Consider the following 18,843-nt stretch of genomic DNA (forward strand, 5'->3'; position numbering starts at 1 on the left):
CGAACACCCCGAACACCCCGAACACCCCGGCAACGCAAAACCCCGACCGCTCGTGCGGCCGGGGTCTCAGTCTCGTCTGTGGTCGGTACTCACGAACCCGTGGGCACGGAGTCAGTCGCCTCCGTCCACAGATCCTGCTCGGCGCGATCCGCCTGGATCTGGCGGTACACGAGGAGCCCGCCGATGGCGGCCAGTGCGACCAGGAGAAGCTTCTTCACCGCGCGACCTCGTCTCTTCCTTGACGTAGGGGACCTCTGGCGCCCGACTATACACACCGACCGATACCGATCGGTGACCTGGCGTCCGACCCCCAACTCAGGCCCGCCACAAGGCGTTGCACGAGGTCGGACCGCTCCGATCGGAGGGTGATCACACCCCCACGGACGGTGACTTTGCTCCGTATCGACTCATTTCATGGCGCTTTCCTAGGATTTTTCCCCTGCCATGCACCCATCCGTGTGGTGTTCATCAGAACATCAACGCGCCACGAGCCGACGTCCCCCACTTCGCGACCCTCATACACATCATGAGGAAAGTACGCAAATCGCCCAACCCGAAAGTGAGGGGCCATGGCCCGGAACTCCAAGGTCATGACGCTGTGGACCGCCATCGTCACCGCCTTCCTCGCGCTGTGCACGGCGCTCGGATTCGTCTCCGCCACCACCGCCGCCGCGGTACCGCAGACCGAGACCCCGCGCAACAGCACCGGCGACGACCACAGCACGGACCGGGTGATGATCCCGGCACAAAGTCACTGGCTCTGGTCCCACGCCAGGTCCCTGCCGCCCACGATGAAGCAGCGCATCCGGGCCGAGGCCCACGGCAAGACCCCCAGCTGCCGCCACCGCCCCCTGGACACCACCGAGCCGGAAACCCCGGCCGACCCCCCAGCGGCACCGCTGGACTGCTGACCCCGCCGGTACAGACGGCTCGGACGCAACGGCGCAAGGGCGACTTGCGTACGTACCAGCGCCTACTGCGACACAGGCCCGTGACCGGGATCGATCCGGCCGCGGGTCTCCGCATGCCCGGACATCCCCGCGTCCCTGGACGAGCCGTCCGTGGACGAAGCCATCCGTGCACGAAGCCATCCGTGCACGAAGCGGCTCGACTCATCAACACCTCTTGAGGAGTCGTAGCCTGATCGTGTGCCCAAGGCCTACGAGGAGATCGCCGACGACCTCCGCCGCGCCATCCGACGCGGCGAGCTCACACCCGGCGCCCGGCTGCCCTCCGAGGCCGAGCTGGCCCGGCGCCACCGCCGCAGCGTGCCCACGATCCAGAACGCGCTGCGGCTGCTGAGCGCGGAGGGCCTGATCGACAAGCGGCACGGCAGCGGCACCTTCGTGCGCCGCCCGCGCACCCGCGCGGTCCGCGACAACGAACGGCACCAGTGGGAGAAGGACCGCGCCCTGATGCCGGAGGCCACCCGGGCCGAGACCGGCGCGACCGAACGCGAGACCGGGCTGGTCATCGACGACCTGGTCTTCTTCGCCCGCTACCGCAAGCTGGCCGCGCCCACCGACCTCGCCGACGGGTTCGGCGTGCCCAAGGGCACCGTGCTCCTGGAGCGCACCTACCGGACCCGGCACTCCGCCGAGACCGCCCCCTTCAGCCTGGTGACCTCCTACCTGGTCCACGACATGATCGCGGCCAACCCGGATCTCCTGGACGAGACCAACGAACCCTGGCCGGGCGGCACCCAGAACCAGCTGCGCACCGTCGGCATCGAGGTCGACCGCGTCGAGGAGCGCTTCACCGCCCGTCCGCCGACGCCCGAGGAGGCCCGGGAGCTGGACCTGCCGGCCGGCACCTCGGTGATCCTGCTGCGCAAGCGGTCGTACGACATCCATGACCGCATCGTGGACATCACCGCCGTCACGCTTCCCGGCGACCGCACCGAGCTGCTCTTCACCACACACCTGGAAAGGTGGTGAACGCTGCCGTGACCCGGCGCATCACCGTCGTCACCGCGGTCCACGCGCCGTCGGCCCGCTTCCTGCCCGAGGCCTACAAGTCGCTGTGCGAGCAGCGGCTGCCCGACGGGTGGGAGTGGCAGTGGCTGATCCAGGAGGACGGCTGCGGCGACGAGGTCGGCCCGTACGTCCCCGACGACGCGCGGGTGTCGTTCCGGCAGGGCCGCGCCGGTGGTCCCGGGGTCGCGCGCACCATCGCGCTGGCCCGGGCGGAAGGGTCGTACGTCAAGGTCCTGGACGCCGACGACCAGCTCCAGCCGGGTGCGCTGGGCCGTGACCTGGCCGCGCTCGAGGACCGCCCTGACCTCGGCTGGGCCACCTCACGAGCCCTGGACCTGCTGCCGGACGGCTCCACGGCCCATTTCCCGGGCGACCCGGAGGAGGGCCCGATCGAGCGCGGGACCGTGCTGGGCCACTGGACGGCGCACGGCTTCCGCGCGCCGGTCCACCCGGCCACCCTCTTCGTCCGCCGTGAGCTGCTGCTCGCTCTCGGCGGCTGGATGGCGCTGCCCGCCTCCGAGGACACCGGTCTGCTGCTGGCTCTCGACGCCGTGAGCCGGGGCTGGTTCTCGGCGGAGACCGGGCTGCTCTACCGCAAGTGGGCGGGCCAGGTCACCGGCCACCCCGCCCACACCGACCCGGCGGAACGGGAGGCCCGCATGACGGTCGTGGCGGCCCGGGCACGGGCGCTGGCGGAGCTCGGCTGGCGGTACGGGTGACGCCTGCTTCCCATGACCTACAGGGTCGCCGCGTCCACTCGTGAGAACACCAGGTCGCTCTCCTCGGTCACCGGGCGGTCCCAGCGGACCGGGACCACCGGCTCGCCGTACAGGGCGCGGGGGTAGCTGTCGGCCGCGTAGCTGTTGGCGAGCCGGTAGACGTGGTAACCGGCGTCGGTCATGGTGCGCAGCAGGTCCTCCGCGCTGTCGCCCAGCTGGGCCATCCGGTCGGGGGTGACCTCGACGGTGATCTCGGCGTCCGGGCGCAGCTTCTCCAGCAGCGGCGCGAGCCCGCGCACCACCGCGCCCTCGGCGCCCTCCACGTCGATCTTGATGACCCGCGCGGTCTCGATCTCCTCCGGCCGGAGGAGTTCGGGCAGCGGCACGGCCTCGATGTCGAAGCGGGACTCGGCCGGCCCGTCCCACGGGACGATGCTGTTGGCACCCATGTTGCGGGAGCTGGCGAGCACGAAGGTCAGGGTGCGGTGGGCGTCGGAGACGGCGGCGTTGACGGCGCGGATGTTCCGGCAGCCGTTGAGGGCGCTCTGCTGTTCGAGGCGGCGGTGGAAGGCGGGGGAGGCCTCGACGGCCACGACCCGGCCCTGCTCCCCGACCAGCCGGGAGGCGAGGACGCTGAAGACGCCGATGTTGGCGCCGACGTCGACGAAGCAGTCCCCCGGCGCCAGCCGGCCGCGCAGCCAGCGGGTCATGTGCGGTTCCCACACCCCGAAGAGGTAGAGGTAGCGCTGGATGAGGTCCTGGGTGTCGACCGCGAACCGAGCGCCCCAGCGCGTCTCCACGACCCGCCGCCGGGGATGGTCGCGCAGGTAGGGGTTGAGCGCGCGGGCGGCGAGGCTCTTGCCCCAGGGGCGCGGGAAGTCGCGGACGTAGCGGCGGCCGAGCGTGGCCAGGAGTTCGGTGAGTTCGGTGGGGATGGCGAGGGCGGTGGGGGTAGTGGGGGTGGTGGGGATGGTGGGGATGGTGGGGATGGTGCTCATCCGCTAGTCGGTGACCCTTCGGCCGTCGATCCGGATCGCCTGCGACGGGCAGCGCTCGGCGATGTCCCGGATCAGTTCGTCGTCGTCCCCCGGTTCCCCGGAGTCCTCGCGTCCGGGCAGGACGAAACCGTACCCGTCCTCGAAGCCGAACACAGCGGGTGCCCGGAACGCACACTCACCCGACCCGTAACAGACGTCGGCGTCGACGGAGACCTTCATGGAAGGTCCCCTGCCCAGCGGCGGGCCCGCTGAACCGGCTAGGTGAACGGCAGCTCCAGCATCCGGATGGCGTTGCCGCGCAGCAGCTTGTACGCCACCTCCGGTGCCAGGCCGCCGACGTGCTCCTGGGCCACCCGCTTGGTCTCCGGCCAGGTCGAGTCGACGTGCGGGTAGTCCGTCTCGAAGGTCGCGTTGTCCACGCCGACCGTCTCGATCGCCTCGATGCCGTGCCGGTCGCGGAAGAAGCAGCAGAAGATCTGCCGGTAGTAGTACGTCGAGGGCGGCTCGGGGATCAGGTCCTTCACCCCGCCCCAGGCGCGGTGCTCCTCCCAGACGTCGTCGGCGCGCTCCAGGGCGTACGGGATCCAGCCCATCTGGCCCTCGCTGTACGCGAGTTTCAGCCGGGGGAACTTCACCAGGACCCCGGAGAAGAGGAAGTCCATCATCGAGGCCATGGCGTTGTTGAAGCTGAGCGAGGCCTGGACGGCGGGCGGGGCGTCCGGGGAGGCGGCCGGCATCTGGGAGCTCGACCCGATGTGCATGTTGACGACCGTCCCGGTCTCCTCGCAGGCCGCGAAGAACGGGTCCCAGTAGCCGGAGTGGATCGACGGCAGGCCCAGGTAGGTGGGGATCTCGCTGAAGGTGACCGCGCGGACGCCCCGCTCGGCATTGCGCCGGATCTCGGCGACGGCGAGGTCGACGTCCCACAGCGGGATCAGGCACAGCGGGATCAGCCGGCCGCCGCTGTCCCCGCACCACTCCTCGACCATCCAGTCGTTGTAGGCGCGGACGCAGGCCAGCGCGACCTCCTTGTCCTCGGCCTCGGCGAAGGTCTGCCCGCAGAAGCGGGGGAAGGTGGGGAAGCAGAGGGAGGCCTCGACATGGTTCATGTCCATGTCCTCCAGGCGGGCCTTGGGGTCCCAGCAGCCGCGCCGCATCTGTTCCCGGGTGATGCCGTCCAGCGTCATCTCGTCCCTGGAGAAGCCCACGGCGGCGATGATCCGCTTGTACGGGAAGAGCAGGCCCTCGTACTCCCACCAGTCGGTGGTCTGGCCCTCGGGGTCGGTGGTGAAGCGGTACTTGCCGCCGACGTAGGCGAGTTCGCCGATGCCGGCGGTGAAGGGCTTGGGCCCCTTGTCGCGGTACTTGCCCGGCAGCCACTTCTCGAAGAGGTGCGCGGGCTCGATCACGTGGTCGTCCACGCTGATGACCCTGGGCAGATCCTGGGTGCCGGTCGCGTTCTCTGCCATGCCTACCCCCTGCTGCCTGCGGAGTTCCGAATATATCTGACGGTCCATCAGATAAGCCGTCGCATTCAGGCTAGGCCCAGGAGCCAGCACCAGCAAGGCCCGCCACGCTCCTCCCGCTTCCCGGCCCCCCGACCCCTCGCCTCCCGGCCTCCTGTCCTCCCGCCTCCGCCCTCCCGCCCCGTCCTCCCGCCTCCCGCCTCCCGGCCTTCTCGCCTCTCGCCTCCCGACCTCGCGTCCTCCGCCTCCCGACCTCGCCACCTCCCCCCTCCCGACCTCCCCACCTCCCGGCCTCCCGGCCTCCCGGCCTCCCGCAGGAGTTCACCCCGCCCTCCCCCTTGCGGCGCACGCCGCCTTCCGCTGAACTGACGGTCCGTCAGGTGTCATGTGGGGATCGATCCGGGGAGGGTGCGGGATGCGATCAGCCTTGCTGAGCGGTGCCGAATGGTTCGCGGTGCTCCGCATCGGGCTCGGCCTGTGGTGGCTGGAGAGCTGGCGGCACAAGGACAAGAAGCAGTGGTTCGGCGGTGGCGGCATCCGGTGGGCGGCCGGCGTCGCGGAGAAGCACCGCTGGCCGGTGGTCCGGCGGGGCTTCGACACCGTCGTCGCGCCACGTCCCCGGCTGATGGCCTACGTCGTCGCGTACGCGGAGCTCGCCCTGGGCCTCGGTCTGGTCTCCGGCTTCCTCACGCCGATCGCGCTGGTGGCAGGGTTCCTGCTCAACCTGGTCTACCTGGTCCTCATGATCCACGACTGGGCGGAACAGGGGCAGAACCTGATGATGGCCCTGATCTCCCTGGTCGGGCTCTTCGCGATGAGCTGGCAGAGCTGGTCGGTGGACTCGGCACTGGGACTGTTCGGCTAGGGAGGCCCCGATGGAACGCCCCCGCAGGGGCGCTGGGGGTACCCCCGGCCGAAGGCTGGGGGAGGAACTGCGCGGCCAGCCTCCACGCACCCGCGGCGACACTCGACCGCATCACGGCGCTCCCGACGAGGAGGCACAGATGACGACCGACCCCTCGAACTCCCCCTCCCGTTCCTCTGCTTCCTCTGCGGCCGACTCCTCCTCGGCGGACACCCTGAGAAAGCTGCACTCGGCGCGCGCCCACAGCGCGTACGAGCGTGCGGTGGCCGCCTGTCGCCACGCCGGGATCGACCCCGACGCGGCGCAGACCGTCCCGACGAGTCCGGTGGGCCGGGCCGCGAACGCGCTCCGGCTGTCGGCTCAGTCCCTCAGCGCCCTGGCCGGCACCGCGCCCGACCCGGCGGCGGACGCCCGCTGCGCCCGCAACGCCGCCGCCACCGCTGCGCTGGCCGCGCAGGTGGCGACGCAGGTGGCCACGCACACGCCCGCACAGGTGACCGGCTCAAAGGACGACCGCGCCGTAACCGCGACGGCCCTGCACGCCGCCCTCACCGCGTCCCAGGCGGCCGCGAAGGCGGCCGGCGGCACGGCGGCGGGACAGGACACGGCGCTGAACGCGATCGCCGACGACGCGGAGGAACGCGCGGTCGAGGCGGCACGGGCGGCGGGCTGGATGTGATCCGTGCCGTTCGGCACCGGTCCCTCCCCACGTGGGGACCGGTGCCGAACGGCACGGAAGGTGTCGGACCGCGCACTGAGCCCGCAGGCCCGCTCGGTAAGCGGAGGCAGCTCGCGTCATACGGCCACTCCGGCGGAAGGACGCCGGTCGAAGGTGACCGAGAACGTGCGGTGCCGTGAGCTGTCTCTGCCAATGCTGAGCTGGTCGGCCGGTCGGGGCGAGACCCGATCACCGCGTTGCTGCGGCGAAATCCTGCCAGCCGAGCAGCCCGTCTGAGGAGGGCCGGACGTCCGGTTCAGAGCTTCGCCGCAGGTCAGCCGTATAAGGTGAGTTTTCCGGTCCGGATGACCAGCAGCAGGGGAAGTAGGGAGTGGAGAGCCTTGAGTCCCGACGCAGGGGCACGCACAGCCTTCGCGGAACGCCTCGCGTTGCTGTACAAGGAGGCCGGTAATCCTCCGCTCAAGCGGGTCGCCGAAGCGGTCGACCGGCTCCATCGCGTCGACGAGCGAGGCCGTCCGGTACGGGTCTCCGCCCAGCGGATCAGCGACTGGCGGCGGGCGAAGAACGTGCCCGCCCAGTTCGTCGCCCTCTCCGCCGTCCTGCAGGTCCTGATCCCCCAGGCGCGCCGCGCCCAGCCGGCGCCGGTGTCCAGCGGGCTCTACGACATGGCCCAGTGGCAGAAGCTGTGGGAGCGGGCCGTGGCCGATCCGGTCGCCGACTTGCCCGCACCGGAGACGGCCGAGGAGACGGACCAGCCGCCCCCGGTCGACAGCGTCTGCCCGTACCGGGGTCTGGCCTCCTACCGCCGCGAGGACGCCCGCTGGTTCTTCGGCCGGGAGCGCAGCACCGACGCGCTGGTCGCCCAGCTCCGTTCCGCGAAGGCGGGCGGCGGCCTGGTGATGCTGGTCGGCGCCTCGGGCGCGGGAAAGTCCTCACTCCTGAACGCGGGCCTGGTCACCACACTGCAGAGCGGCGCCTTGGCCGACGGCGAGAGCCAGCCGCCATCCATCCTGCAACTCGTCCCGGGTCCGGACCCCGTGAAGGAGCTGACCCGCCGGATACCCGAGTTGGCCGAACTGACGGACCTGGACGATCCGGACGCCGTACGGGAAGCGGTCACCTCCTGGGCCCGCCGCGAAACCGAGTCCGGGACAACGGCGGCCGGATCGGCCGACGCTCTGCCGACCGCGGCGGCCGGGCCGGCCGGTACGCGCGGGTCGACCGTCGATGTTTCACGTGAAACACGGCCCTCCTCGAGCACCGGACGAGCCCGTCCGGTCGTGATCGTCGACCAGTTCGAGGAGACCTTCACCCTCGGCAGCGACGAGACGGCCCGGCGCACCTTCGTCCGGCTCCTGCACTCGGCCAGCACCCCCGCCGCCCCCGGCGAGCGAGCCCCCGCCCTGGTCGTCCTCGGCATACGTGCCGACTTCTACGAGCAGTGCCTCGGCTACCCGGAGCTGGCCGACGCTCTTCAGCACCGGCACATGGTGCTGGGGCCGCTCTCCACTGCCGAACTGCGCGAGGCCGTGACCGGTCCGGCGAAGGCGGTGGGCCTGGAGCTGGAGCCGGGCCTGACCGAGCTGATCGTCCGGGAGGTGAGCGCGGACGGCCCGCGCGGCGCCCATGACGCCGGCATCCTCCCGCTGCTGTCCCATGCCCTGCTGGCGACCTGGCAGCGCCGCAAGGGAGGCCGCCTGACGCTGGCCGGCTACCGGGCCGCCGGCGGCATCCAGGGCGCGGTAGCCGCGACCGCCGAGCGCGCCTGGTCCAGCCTGGACCCGGCCGCCCGCACCGCCGCCCGGCTGCTCCTGCTCCGCCTGGTACGGCTCGGCGAGGACACCCAGGCGACCCGCAGGCGCGGCACCCGGCGCCAGCTGGCCGCCGAGTCCACCGACCCGGACAAGACGGAGGAGTCGCTCGAAACGCTGGTCAGGGCCCGGCTGGTGACGCTGGACGCGGACACCGTGGAGATCACCCACGAGGCGCTGCTGCACGCCTGGCCGCGGCTGCGCGAGTGGCTCGACGAGGACCGCAAGGGCAACCTGCTGCGCCAGCGCCTGGAGGAGGACGGCCGGGCCTGGGACGAGTCGTCCAAGGACGCCGCGCTGCTCTATCGGGGGTCACGGCTGGAACAGGCCCACAGCTGGGCGAAGACGGCCGGTGACACCTACCTGACCCGCAGCGCGGTGGAGTTCCTGGCGGCCTCGGTGCGGCTGCGCAGGCGCACGGTGTGGATCAGCCGGGCCGCCGTGTCGGCGCTGGTCGTCCTCGCGGTGCTGGCGGCCGGGTCCGCCGTGATCGCCCGGCAGCAGCGGGACGAGGCGGTGTTCGAGCGGGTGGTCGCCGAGGCCGACCGTTTCCAGTACTCGGACCCGTCGCTGTCCGCCCAGCTCGACCTGGTGGCCCATGGCCTGCGCCCGGACGACGAGGGTGCCAACAACCGCCTGATCTCCATCGTCAACGCCCCGCTGGCCACCCCCCTGCTCGGCCACACCGGCGCCGTCTACCTCACCACCTTCAGCCCCGACGGAAAGGTCCTGGCCACCGCCGCCTACGACCGAACGGTCCGGCTGTGGGACGTGAGCGACCCGACCCGGCCCAAGGCCCTGGGCAAGCCCCTGTCCGGCCACACGAGCTGGGTCTCCAGTGCGGTCTTCAGCCCGGACGGCAAGACCCTGGCCAGCGCCGGCGACGACGGCACCGTACGCCTGTGGGACGTCTCCGACCCCCGGCACCCCGTCTCCCTGGGCTCCCCCCTGGCCGGCCACGACGGCACCGTCTACCTGGTCGCCTTCAGCCCGGACGGCCGTACCCTGGCCGCCGCCGACGAGGACCACACCGTCCGTCTGTGGGACGTGCACGACCCGCGCCACCCCGCTTCGCTGGGCACTCTCACCGGCCATACCGAGGCCGTGCGTTCCATCGCGTTCAGCCCCGACGGCCGCACCCTCGCGGCCGGCAGCGACGACAACTCGATCCTCCTGTACGACGTCTCCGACCCCCGGCACCCCGAGCGCGTGGGCGCTCCGCTGACCGGGCACACCGCGACCGTGCACTCGGTGGCCTTCAGCCCGGACGGCCGCACCCTCGCCAGCGGCAGCAAGGACGACACCGTACGGCTGTGGGACGTCACGGACCGGGCCCACGCCAAGGCCCTAGGCGGGCCGCTCACCGGCCATACGGGGCCCGTCTGGTCGGTGGCCTTCAGCCCCGACGGTTCCATGCTCGCCGCGGGCAGCGCGGACTCCACGGCCAGCCTGTGGAACGTCGGCAACCCGGCCTTCCCCTCGCAGGTGGGCGAGCCGCTCGCGGGCAGCAGCGGCGAGATGTACGCCGTCGGCTGGAGCCCCGACGGGCACACCCTCGCCACCGGCAGCGGCGACGGCAAGGTGCGGCTGTGGTCGATCCCGGGCGCGGACATGATCGGTGCGGCGGGGGCGTTCAGCCCGGACGGCCGCGTTCTGGCCACCGGCGGTGGCGACAGCAGGATGCGGCTGTGGAACATCGCTGATCCGGCCCGGCCCACCGCGCTCGGCGAACCGTTCCGCACCGGGTGGCGGGACCTGCGTTCGATGGTGTTCACCCGGGACGACCGCACCCTCGTCATCCTGACCGGCGAGAACAACGTCAACTGGGTGCAGCTGTGGAACGTCTCCGACCCCGCGCACGCCGCCCAGTACGGTGCGCCGGTCCGGCTGAACACCCGGTACGCGGGCGCCGAGGCGCTGGCGCTGAGCCCCGACGGGCGCACCGTGGCCGCCGACTACGACGACCGCACGGTCCAGCTCCTCGACATCAGCGACCCTGCCCGTCCCAAGCGCCTCGGTGAGCTCCTCAAGGGCCACACCGGCTACGTCAACGCGCTCGTCTTCAGCCCGGACGGCAGGACGCTGGCCAGCGGCAGCGCGGACGGCACGGTCCGCCTCTGGAACGTCTCCGACCGGATGCGCGCCAGGCCCCTGGGTGCCCCCCTCGGGGGCCACCTGGGCCCCATCAACACCCTCGCCTACAGCCCGGACGGACACACCCTGGCCAGCGGCAGCGACGACGACACGGTGCGCCTCTGGAACATCTCCGACCCCGCGCACGCGCCCCGACTCGGCGCGGTCCTCACCGGCCACACCGAGGCGGTCGTCTCCCTGACCTTCAGCCGGAACGGCAGAACCCTGGCCAGCGGAGGCAACGACAACACGGTCCGCCTGTGGAACGTGTCGTCCCCGTCCTCGGCACACCCCATCGGCCAGTCCATGAGCCCCAACGCCAAGACGGGCAACTTCCTCTCCTTCAGCCCGCGCAGCAACATGCTGGGCGTCTCCAGCGGCGCCGACACGGTCCGGCTGTGGAGCCTGGACGTCGACCAGGCGGTCACGCGCATCTGCTCGGTCACCCGCAATGTCCTGACACCCGCCAAGTGGCGCGAGTACCTCCCCCGCCTCGCCTACAACCCGCCCTGCGACGCCTGATCCACGCCTGCCCCTGACCATCTTTGAGTGATCCCGATCACAACTGCTCATGCCGGTCGAGAAGTTGGCTCCCGTCGCACGGGCCACCTTGTTAGGCTGGCCACAACCCGGTCGCTGGTGCATCCCCCGTCGCCAGCGGCCGGGCTTTTTCATGCCCACCCCCCGAAGGCCCCGGGAAACGCCGAAGGTCCCCGATCCATCCGCATCACAACTGATCGCTCGGCCTGTTCGGCAGCGCACAGGAACTGATGGGCCGGTGTCACCAGCTCACCCGGGATCGGATCAATGCCGCGCACCCGGACTGCCACGATGTCGATCACGACGGGAGAGTGAGGGGGCTTGATCTCGACCAGTCGCCACCGGAAGGGGCGGGGAACATCCTTGGCCGGTAGGTCTGTCATGGCCAAATGGACCCACCGATCATAGACAGTCGGATAGACCCGCACGTCAGCACCGCACAGGCGGCAAGTCGGCGGCTCCACAAAGGTCACGTCGTCGGGGTCGAACTCGGGTCGGGGCGGCGCCGTTGCGCCCTCTTTCTCCGCCATGTCGTTGGCGAGCCGATTCCAGCAGTCGTCGCACAACACGGCCATGAGATCAATGCGCCCTCGACTGCGGACCGTCGGGCCGGCCTCCCCGCAGCGCTGGCACAAGTGCTCGTCACGATCGCCGGTCGCCCCCATGTGTTCGAGTGTGGGCGAGTCTGAGCAAATCGCAGTAGGGCGCGATTTGGCCTCATTTGACGATCAGAGGCGCAGGTGGCCCCAGGCGCGGCGATGGGCTCGGCCTGGGCGGGCGCCCCTGAGACGTCATCCCCTGAAAAGAGGTGGGCTCGCCGGTCTCTGGGTCAGTACGATCCACCTGGCCATGAGTCGTTCAGCGGCCCAAGACGTCGCACTCGGGTTCGCCCCGATGCGGAAACCCCGGTTCGAATCCGGGCCACGGCCACCTTTGTGTGTCCTTCCTCAACCTAGGTCCGGGGGGCACCTGCGACGATGCCCAGCATGCTGCCCCTGAGCAGGGGAGAAGTGTCGGCTACCGTCACTTCGCTGCTGACGGCGACCGGCTCCGCCTCATTGGTCCTGCTGCCGTCGTCCACGACGCAACCCTCTGGCGGTGGCGACGGTGACGAGGAAAGTACCGCCTACTGTCATAGGGAGTTCAGAGGCGAAGGGCCTTAGAGGGGGGTGTTCAAGGAAGGCCCGGGCGAACGCAATTCCGATCAGGGCGGCAGTCAGTGTGATCGCCCACAAGAGCAGGACGAGCAACCACGTACTCCGAGTGCTCAGCCAAGAAGTCATGGGGTCATCATGCACCCGACATGCCGACGGCCAGAGTCGCCCTCGCCAGGAAGTCACGCTCAACCCGCGCTCAGCGAAGGCCTGTTGGGCACCTGCTCCCCTCAAGCAAACCCGCCCCGGCTCCCATCCCGTCGGCGCAGCGCGGGCGGAGCGGGCCGACGGCAGGAGCGGCGCCCGCGGCGGAGCCGGGAAGCGCGCCCGGCGGAGCGGAGCGCAGCCGGCCTGATCCGGTGGGCTCCTCACGAACCTTCGGGCGACTCGTGAAGCGCGCCGGCGTCCGCCGCATCACGGTCCGGCTCGCTCGGCACACCTGCGGGACCCTGCTCGCCTTCCTGAAGGTGCATCCCAAGGCCGCTCAGGCGATCCTCCGGCACAGCCGGATCAGCACGACCATGGACGTGTACACGCACGTGGTGGGCGGCAGTGAGCGGGAAGCCGTCGCGATGCTCGCGGAGCCGCTGGAAGATCCGCTCATCGGCTGATCGCCGCCGTTGGTGTCAAGCGCTGGTGTCAAAAGACCCCCGGACCGATGGTCCGGGGGTCTTTTTGCTGGTGGGGCTAACAGGATTTGAACCTGTGGCCTCATCCTTATCAGGGATGCGCTCTAACCAACTGAGCTATAGCCCCGCCGCGCTCTGCGGTGTGTGTCCCGCGCGCTGACTCCTGAAGATTAGCGCACGACCGGGGCAGTCCCAAAATCGGTTGTCGGGGGATCGCCGGCAGAGGTTTGAACCCCGGTCACTCGTCCTCGGCCAAGGTCAGCTCGATGCCGCCGACGAAGCCCGCGGAGATGTTGTAGATGAACGCGCCGAGGGTCGCCAGCGCCGTCGCGAGGACGACGTCGATGACCGCGATGATCGCCGTGAACATCAGGACGTGCGACAGCGAGAGGAACGACTGGAGGTCGAAGCCGTTGGACTCGTTCGAACCGGTGGCCTCCGAGATCGTGCCGCCGACCGTCGAGAAGACACCCATCGCGTCCAGGACCATCCACAGCACCGCCGCCGCCACGATCGAGCAGATGCCCAGCGCGATGGAGAGCAGGAAGCTGACCTTCATCACCGACCAGGGGTCGGCCTTGGCGACCCGCAGGCGGGCCTTGCGGGTGCGCGGGGCGGTGCGCGTGCCGGCGCCGGTGCGGGGCCGTCGTACGCCTGCCGCGGGCGTCTGTGCGGCCTGTGCGGCCTGCGCCGCCGGGTAGGCCTGCGGCGGGTGGTAGGGCCCGGCGGGCTGCTCGGTACGCCGTTCCCCCGGAAGCGGGGATGCGCCCTGCGGCTGCGCGGGCGCCGGCCGGTCGCCCGGCGCGGCCGGCCCTCGGGTGTCGGTCACGGATCCCCCCTGCGATCCTTTCGCGTCCGGCGCGGGCGCCTTTCCGTGCGCCTTGATCGCCTTCAGCTGGGTGGTGTGCGTGTCCGCCTGCTGCGGCGCGCCGCCCCCGTCGGACGCGGCGGAGCCACGGCCGCCGCCGTCCGCATCCGTACCCGTCGGGGTACCGGCCGATCCGGCGCCCGTGGCTCCGCTCACGATGACTCACTCCTCGTGCCTACTCGGCCGAGGGCGCCTCACCCTCGTCCGTGCCGCTGGCCACGGCACCCTCGGCGGTCTCGTCCACGGCGTCCTCGCCGTCGACTTCCTCCGCCTCGCTGCCGGCCTCGGCGTTACGTGCGATACCGACGACGGCATCGCGCTTGCCCAGGTTGATCAGTTGGACGCCCATGGTGTCACGGCCCGTCTCCCTGACCCCGCTGACTCGCGTACGAATCACACCGCCGGACAGGGTGATGGCGAGGATCTCGTCGTTCTCCTCGACGATCAGCGCGCCGACGAGCGAGCCGCGGTCCTCCACGATCTTGGCAGCCTTGATGCCGAGGCCGCCACGGCCCTGGACGCGGTACTCGTCGACACGGGTCCGCTTCGCGTACCCCCCGTCGGTGGCAGTGAACACGAACGTACCGGGTCGAACAACATTCATCGACAGAAGTTCATCCGCCTCACGGAAACTCATGCCCTTGACACCGGAGGTGGCCCGGCCCATGGGACGCAGAGTGTCGTCGGAGGCGGTGAACCTGATCGACTGCGCCTTCTTGCTGATCAGAAGCAGATCACTGTCCGCCGAGACCAGCTCGGCGCCGATCAGTTCGTCGTCGGAACCGTCCTCGCGCTCCCGCAGGTTGATCGCGATGACACCGCCGGAGCGGGGCGAATCGTAATCCTTCAGAGGCGTCTTCTTGACCAGACCGGCCTTGGTGGCCAGCACCAGGTAGGGCGCCGCGTCGTAGTCCCGGATCGCGAGGATCTCGGCGATCGCCTCGTCCGGCTGGAAGGCCAGCAGGTTCGCCACGTGCTGACCGCGCGCGTCCCGGCCGGCGTCCGGCAGCTCGTAGGCCTTCGCCCGGTACACCCGGCCCTTGTTGGTGAAGAACAGCAGCCAGTGGTGCGTGGTGGAGACGAAGAAGTGGTCGACGATGTCGTCTTCCTTCAGCTTCGCGCCCCGCACGCCCTTGCCGCCGCGCTTCTGCGCCCGGTAGTCGTCCGTCTTGGTCCGCTTGACGTAACCACCGCGCGTGACGGTGACCACGATGTCCTCCTCGGCGATCAGGTCCTCGATGGACATGTCACCGTCGTAGGGCACCAGCATCGTCTTGCGGTCGTCGCCGTACTTCTCGACGATCGCGGCCAGTTCCTCGCTGACGATGCCGCGCTGCCGCACCGGCGAGGCGAGGATCTTGTTGTACTCGGTGATCTTCGCCTGGAGTTCGTCGTGCTCCTGGATGATCTTCTGGCGCTCCAGAGCGGCCAGGCGCCGCAGCTGCATCTCGAGGATGGCGTTGGCCTGGATCTCGTCGATCTCCAGGAGCTCCATCAGGCCCGTGCGCGCGATGTCGACCGTGTCACTGGCCCGGATCAGCGCGATGACCTCGTCGATCGCGTCCAGCGCCTTGAGCAGACCGCGCAGGATGTGCGCCCGCTCCTCGGCCTTGCGCAGCCTGAAGCGCGTACGGCGGACGATGACCTCGATCTGGTGCGTCACCCAGTGCCGGATGAACGCGTCCAGCGACAGGGTGCGCGGCACGCCGTCGACCAGCGCCAGCATGTTGGCGCCGAAGTTGGTCTGCAGGTCGGTGTGCTTGTACAGGTTGTTCAGGACGACCTTGGCGACCGCGTCCCGCTTCAGCACGATCACCAGCCGCTGACCGGTACGAGACGACGTCTCGTCCCGCACGTCCGCGATGCCGCCGACCTTGCCGTCCTTCACCAGGTCGGCGATCTTCTGCGCGAGGTTGTCGGGGTTCACCTGGTACGGCAGCTCCGTCACCACCAGGCACTGGCGGTTCTGGATCTCCTCGACCTCGACGACCGCGCGCATGGTGATCGAGCCGCGGCCCGTGCGGTAGGCCTCCTCGATGCCCTTGCGGCCGACGACCAGCGCACCGGTCGGGAAGTCGGGGCCCTTGATCCGCTCGATCAGCGCGTCCAGGAGCTCCTCGTGCGAGGCCTCCGGGTTCTCCAGGTACCACTGGGCGCCGGCCGCGACCTCGCGCAGGTTGTGCGGCGGAATGTTGGTCGCCATGCCGACCGCGATCCCGGCCGAGCCGTTGATCAGCAGGTTCGGGAAGCGGGCCGGCAGGACGGTCGGCTCCTGGGAGCGGCCGTCGTAGTTGTCCGTGAAGTCGACGGTCTCCTCGTCGATGTCGCGGACCATCTCCATCGACAGCGGCGCCATCTTGCACTCGGTGTACCGCATGGCGGCCGCCGGGTCGTTGCCCGGGGAACCGAAGTTGCCGTTGGAGTCGACGAGCGGCATCCGCATCGACCAGGGCTGGGCGAGCCGGACCAGGGCGTCGTAGATGGAGGAGTCGCCGTGCGGGTGGTAGTTGCCCATGACGTCGCCGACGACACGCGCGCACTTGTAGAAGCCGCGCTCGGGGCGGTAGCCGCCGTCGTACATCGCGTACAGCACACGGCGGTGGACGGGCTTGAGGCCGTCACGGACGTCGGGCAGCGCGCGGGACACGATGACGGACATCGCGTAGTCCAGGTACGAGCGCTGCATCTCCGTTTCGAGCCCGACGGGCTCGATGCGCATGGTGTCGCCGCCCGCTGCCTCGGGCGTGACCGGGGTGTTCTCGTCGGCCATAGCTGGTGAAGATCCTTCCTGGTGCGGTCAGCTGAGACCGACTCAGATGTCGAGGAAGCGGACGTCCTTGGCGTTGCGCTGGATGAACTGGCGGCGGGCCTCGACGTCCTCGCCCATCAGGACCGAGAACAGGTCGTCGGCCTGGGCGGCGTCATCGAGGGTGACCTGGCCGAGGACCCGGTGGTCGACGTCCATCGTGGTCACGCGCAGTTCCTCGGCGTTCATCTCGCCGAGACCCTTGAAGCGCTGGATCGAGTCCTCCCTGACGCGCTTGCCGCGCTGACGGCCGAGCTCCAGCAGCGCGTCGCGCTCGCGGTCGGAGTACGCGTACTCGACCTCGTCCCGGCCCCACTTGATCTTGTAGAGCGGAGGACGGGACAGGTACACGTGCCCCTGCTCCACCAGGTCCCGCATGAAGCGGAACAGGAAGGTCAGCAGCAGGGTGTTGATGTGCTGGCCGTCGACGTCGGCGTCCGCCATCAGGATGATCTTGTGATAGCGGAGCTTCTCGATGTCGAAGTCCTCGTGCACCCCCGTGCCGAACGCCGAGATCAGCGCCTGGATCTCCTGGTTCTGCAGGATCTTGTCGATCCGCGCCTTCTCGACGTTGAGGATCTTGCCGCGGATCGGGAGGATCGCCTGGTACTGCGGGTTGCGGCCGGACTTGGCCGAACCGCCGGCGGAGTCACCCTCGACGATGAAGATCTCGCACTTGGTGGGGTCGTTCGACTGGCAGTCGGAGAGCTTGCCCGGCAGGGACGCCGACTCGAGCAGGCCCTTGCGGCGGGTAAGGTCCCGGGCCTTGCGGGCCGCCACGCGCGCGGTGGCCGCCTGGATGCCCTTGCGGATGATGTCCGCCGCCTCGACCGGGTTGCGGTCCAGCCAGTCGTTCAGGTGCTCGTAGACCGCCTTCTGCACGAAGGTCTTGGCCTCCGTGTTGCCCAGCTTGGTCTTCGTCTGACCCTCGAACTGCGGCTCGCTCAGCTTGACCGAGATGATCGCGGTCAGCCCCTCGCGGATGTCGTCACCGGTGAGGTTGTCGTCCTTCTCACGGAGCAGCTTCTTGTCCCGCGCGTACTTGTTGATCAACGAGGTGAGCGCCGCGCGGAAGCCCTCCTCGTGGGTGCCGCCCTCGTGGGTGTGGATGATGTTGGCGAACGAGTACACACCCTCGCTGTAGCCGGTGTTCCACTGCATGGCGACCTCGAGGGACAGGCTCTTGTCCCGGTCCTCGGCCTCCAGGTCGATGATCGTGGGGTGCACCACGTCTCCCTTGCGGGAGTTGAGGTACTTCACGTAGTCGACGATGCCGCCCTCGTAGTGGTACGTGACGGTCTTGACCTCGGCCTTCTCGTCCGCACCCGCCTCGTCCGCGCCGGCGACGGCCTTCGCCTGCTCGCGCTCGTCGGTGAGCCGGATCGTCAGGCCCTTGTTGAGGAACGCCATCTCCTGGAAGCGCCGCGACAGCGTCTCGAAGGAGTACTCGGTGGTCTCGAAGATGTCCGGGTCGGCCCAGAACGTGACCGAGGTGCCGCTCTCGCCGGTCTCCTCGTGCTTGGCCAGCGGGGCCGTGGGGACGCCCAGCTTGTAGTCCTGCGTCCAGCGGTGCCCGTCGGTCCTGACCTCGACGGCCACCTTGGTCGACAGGGCGTTCACGACGGAGACGCCGACGCCGTGCAGACCGCCGGAGACCGCGTATCCGCCACCGCCGAACTTGCCGCCCGCGTGCAGCACGGTCAGCACGACCTCGATGGCCGGCTTGCCCTCCGAGGGCACGATGCCGACCGGGATGCCACGGCCGTTGTCGACGACACGCACGCCGCCGTCGGCGAGGATCGTCACGTCGATCGTGTCCGCGTAGCCCGCCAGAGCCTCGTCGACGGAGTTGTCCACGACCTCCTGCACCAGGTGGTGCAGGCCGCGTTCACCGGTGGAACCGATGTACATACCGGGTCGCTTGCGGACCGCGTCCAGCCCTTCGAGCACGGTGATGGCGCTGGCGTCGTACGAACCGGAGGCGATGGCCTCAGCGTGCACGCCGGCGTCGGTGGACGGGATGTTCTCGTTGGGGTTGCCGGAATCGGCCACGAAGCGCCCTTTCTGGCACAGCACGAGCCAGGCTCGTCGGCGGGTTGCCGGAGCGGCTGCGGCATGTTGCGTTGGTAAGCCTTGATCAGCGTTGCTCAGCTTTTCCCGGACGGTCCCCACGTTCGGGGCGGGATTGTCTCCCAGTCT

15 protein-coding genes and 2 tRNA genes are annotated in these 18,843 nt (G+C 70.0%); 8 read left to right on the top strand and 9 right to left on the bottom strand.

All coding sequences use genetic code 11. The features are described 5' to 3' along the window. Positions 1-89: 89 nt before the first annotated feature. Entirely contained in the window at positions 90-218 is a 129-nt protein-coding gene (locus LQ326_RS35235) for a DLW-39 family protein (protein ID WP_003999697.1), read from the bottom strand. Between the two features lie 351 nt (positions 219-569). Between LQ326_RS35235 and LQ326_RS35240 the strand changes: the two genes are divergently transcribed. From LQ326_RS35240 to LQ326_RS35250, 3 genes are all read left to right on the top strand, one after another. Next, positions 570-911: a DUF6344 domain-containing protein gene (locus LQ326_RS35240; RefSeq protein WP_234543147.1), complete on the top strand. Its 342-nt coding sequence runs from the start codon at positions 570-572 to the stop codon at positions 909-911. A gap of 237 nt (positions 912-1,148) precedes the next feature. Further along, positions 1,149-1,937, top strand: coding sequence for a GntR family transcriptional regulator (locus tag LQ326_RS35245; RefSeq protein ID WP_234543148.1), 789 nt, complete (start codon positions 1,149-1,151; stop codon positions 1,935-1,937). A gap of 8 nt (positions 1,938-1,945) precedes the next feature. After that, positions 1,946-2,695 (top strand): glycosyltransferase family 2 protein, encoded by a 750-nt coding sequence (locus LQ326_RS35250; protein ID WP_234543149.1) that lies wholly within the window; start codon positions 1,946-1,948, stop codon positions 2,693-2,695. Positions 2,696-2,712: 17 nt separating this feature from the next. On the opposite strand, the gene LQ326_RS35255 is transcribed toward LQ326_RS35250, so the two are convergent. Genes LQ326_RS35255 through LQ326_RS35265 form a run of 3 tightly spaced genes read right to left on the bottom strand, consistent with a single transcriptional unit; the run spans position 2,713 to position 5,162 of the window. Continuing rightward, the gene (locus tag LQ326_RS35255; RefSeq protein ID WP_234543150.1) at positions 2,713-3,693 is read right to left on the bottom strand and encodes an FkbM family methyltransferase; all 981 of its coding nucleotides are present in this window, start codon (positions 3,691-3,693) and stop codon (positions 2,713-2,715) included. A 3-nt stretch (positions 3,694-3,696) separates the two neighbouring features. Beyond that, positions 3,697-3,912, bottom strand: coding sequence for a ferredoxin (locus LQ326_RS35260; protein ID WP_234543151.1), 216 nt, complete (start codon positions 3,910-3,912; stop codon positions 3,697-3,699). A gap of 38 nt (positions 3,913-3,950) precedes the next feature. Continuing rightward, entirely contained in the window at positions 3,951-5,162 is a 1,212-nt protein-coding gene (locus LQ326_RS35265; RefSeq protein ID WP_234543152.1) for an amidohydrolase family protein, read from the bottom strand. 412 nt (positions 5,163-5,574) lie between these two features. Between LQ326_RS35265 and LQ326_RS35270 the strand changes: the two genes are divergently transcribed. From LQ326_RS35270 to LQ326_RS35280, 3 genes are all read left to right on the top strand, one after another. Then, positions 5,575-6,024 (top strand): DoxX family membrane protein, encoded by a 450-nt coding sequence (locus tag LQ326_RS35270; RefSeq protein ID WP_234543153.1) that lies wholly within the window; start codon positions 5,575-5,577, stop codon positions 6,022-6,024. A 139-nt stretch (positions 6,025-6,163) separates the two neighbouring features. Continuing rightward, a complete protein-coding gene (locus LQ326_RS35275; RefSeq protein WP_234543154.1) occupies positions 6,164-6,703 on the top strand; it encodes a hypothetical protein in 540 nt (179 codons plus the stop codon). Positions 6,704-7,047: 344 nt separating this feature from the next. Then, on the top strand, positions 7,048-11,169 hold the full coding sequence (locus LQ326_RS35280) for a WD40 repeat domain-containing protein (RefSeq protein ID WP_234543155.1): 4,122 nt from the start codon (positions 7,048-7,050) through the stop codon (positions 11,167-11,169). A 149-nt stretch (positions 11,170-11,318) separates the two neighbouring features. Here the strand turns inward: LQ326_RS35280 and LQ326_RS35285 are convergent, their stop codons facing one another. After that, positions 11,319-11,852 carry a DUF6083 domain-containing protein gene (locus LQ326_RS35285; protein ID WP_234543156.1) on the bottom strand — a complete coding sequence of 178 codons (534 nt, stop codon included), beginning with the start codon at positions 11,850-11,852 and terminating at the stop codon, positions 11,319-11,321. Between the two features lie 180 nt (positions 11,853-12,032). Between LQ326_RS35285 and LQ326_RS35290 the strand changes: the two genes are divergently transcribed. Both LQ326_RS35290 and LQ326_RS48880 read left to right on the top strand, forming a co-directional pair. Beyond that, positions 12,033-12,117, top strand: a tRNA-OTHER gene (locus LQ326_RS35290). Between the two features lie 373 nt (positions 12,118-12,490). Next, complete coding sequence (locus tag LQ326_RS48880; RefSeq protein WP_372497040.1) at positions 12,491-12,952, top strand: tyrosine-type recombinase/integrase; 462 nt, start codon at positions 12,491-12,493, stop codon at positions 12,950-12,952. A 68-nt stretch (positions 12,953-13,020) separates the two neighbouring features. Here the strand turns inward: LQ326_RS48880 and LQ326_RS35300 are convergent. From LQ326_RS35300 to gyrB, 4 genes are all read right to left on the bottom strand, one after another. Continuing rightward, positions 13,021-13,097 (bottom strand) — tRNA-Ile (locus LQ326_RS35300). Positions 13,098-13,208: 111 nt separating this feature from the next. After that, positions 13,209-13,994 carry a DUF3566 domain-containing protein gene (locus LQ326_RS35305; RefSeq protein ID WP_234543157.1) on the bottom strand — a complete coding sequence of 262 codons (786 nt, stop codon included), beginning with the start codon at positions 13,992-13,994 and terminating at the stop codon, positions 13,209-13,211. Positions 13,995-14,013: 19 nt separating this feature from the next. Then, positions 14,014-16,608, bottom strand: a complete 2,595-nt coding sequence (gyrA, locus tag LQ326_RS35310) for a DNA gyrase subunit A (protein ID WP_234543158.1) — start codon at positions 16,606-16,608, stop codon at positions 14,014-14,016. 42 nt (positions 16,609-16,650) lie between these two features. After that, the gene (gene gyrB / locus LQ326_RS35315) at positions 16,651-18,720 is read right to left on the bottom strand and encodes a DNA topoisomerase (ATP-hydrolyzing) subunit B (RefSeq protein WP_308402076.1); all 2,070 of its coding nucleotides are present in this window, start codon (positions 18,718-18,720) and stop codon (positions 16,651-16,653) included. Between the last annotated feature and the right edge of the window lie 123 nt (positions 18,721-18,843).

The organism is Streptomyces shenzhenensis (assembly GCF_021462265.1).
In the GTDB taxonomy this organism is placed as follows: Bacteria; Actinomycetota; Actinomycetes; order Streptomycetales; family Streptomycetaceae; genus Streptomyces; species Streptomyces shenzhenensis.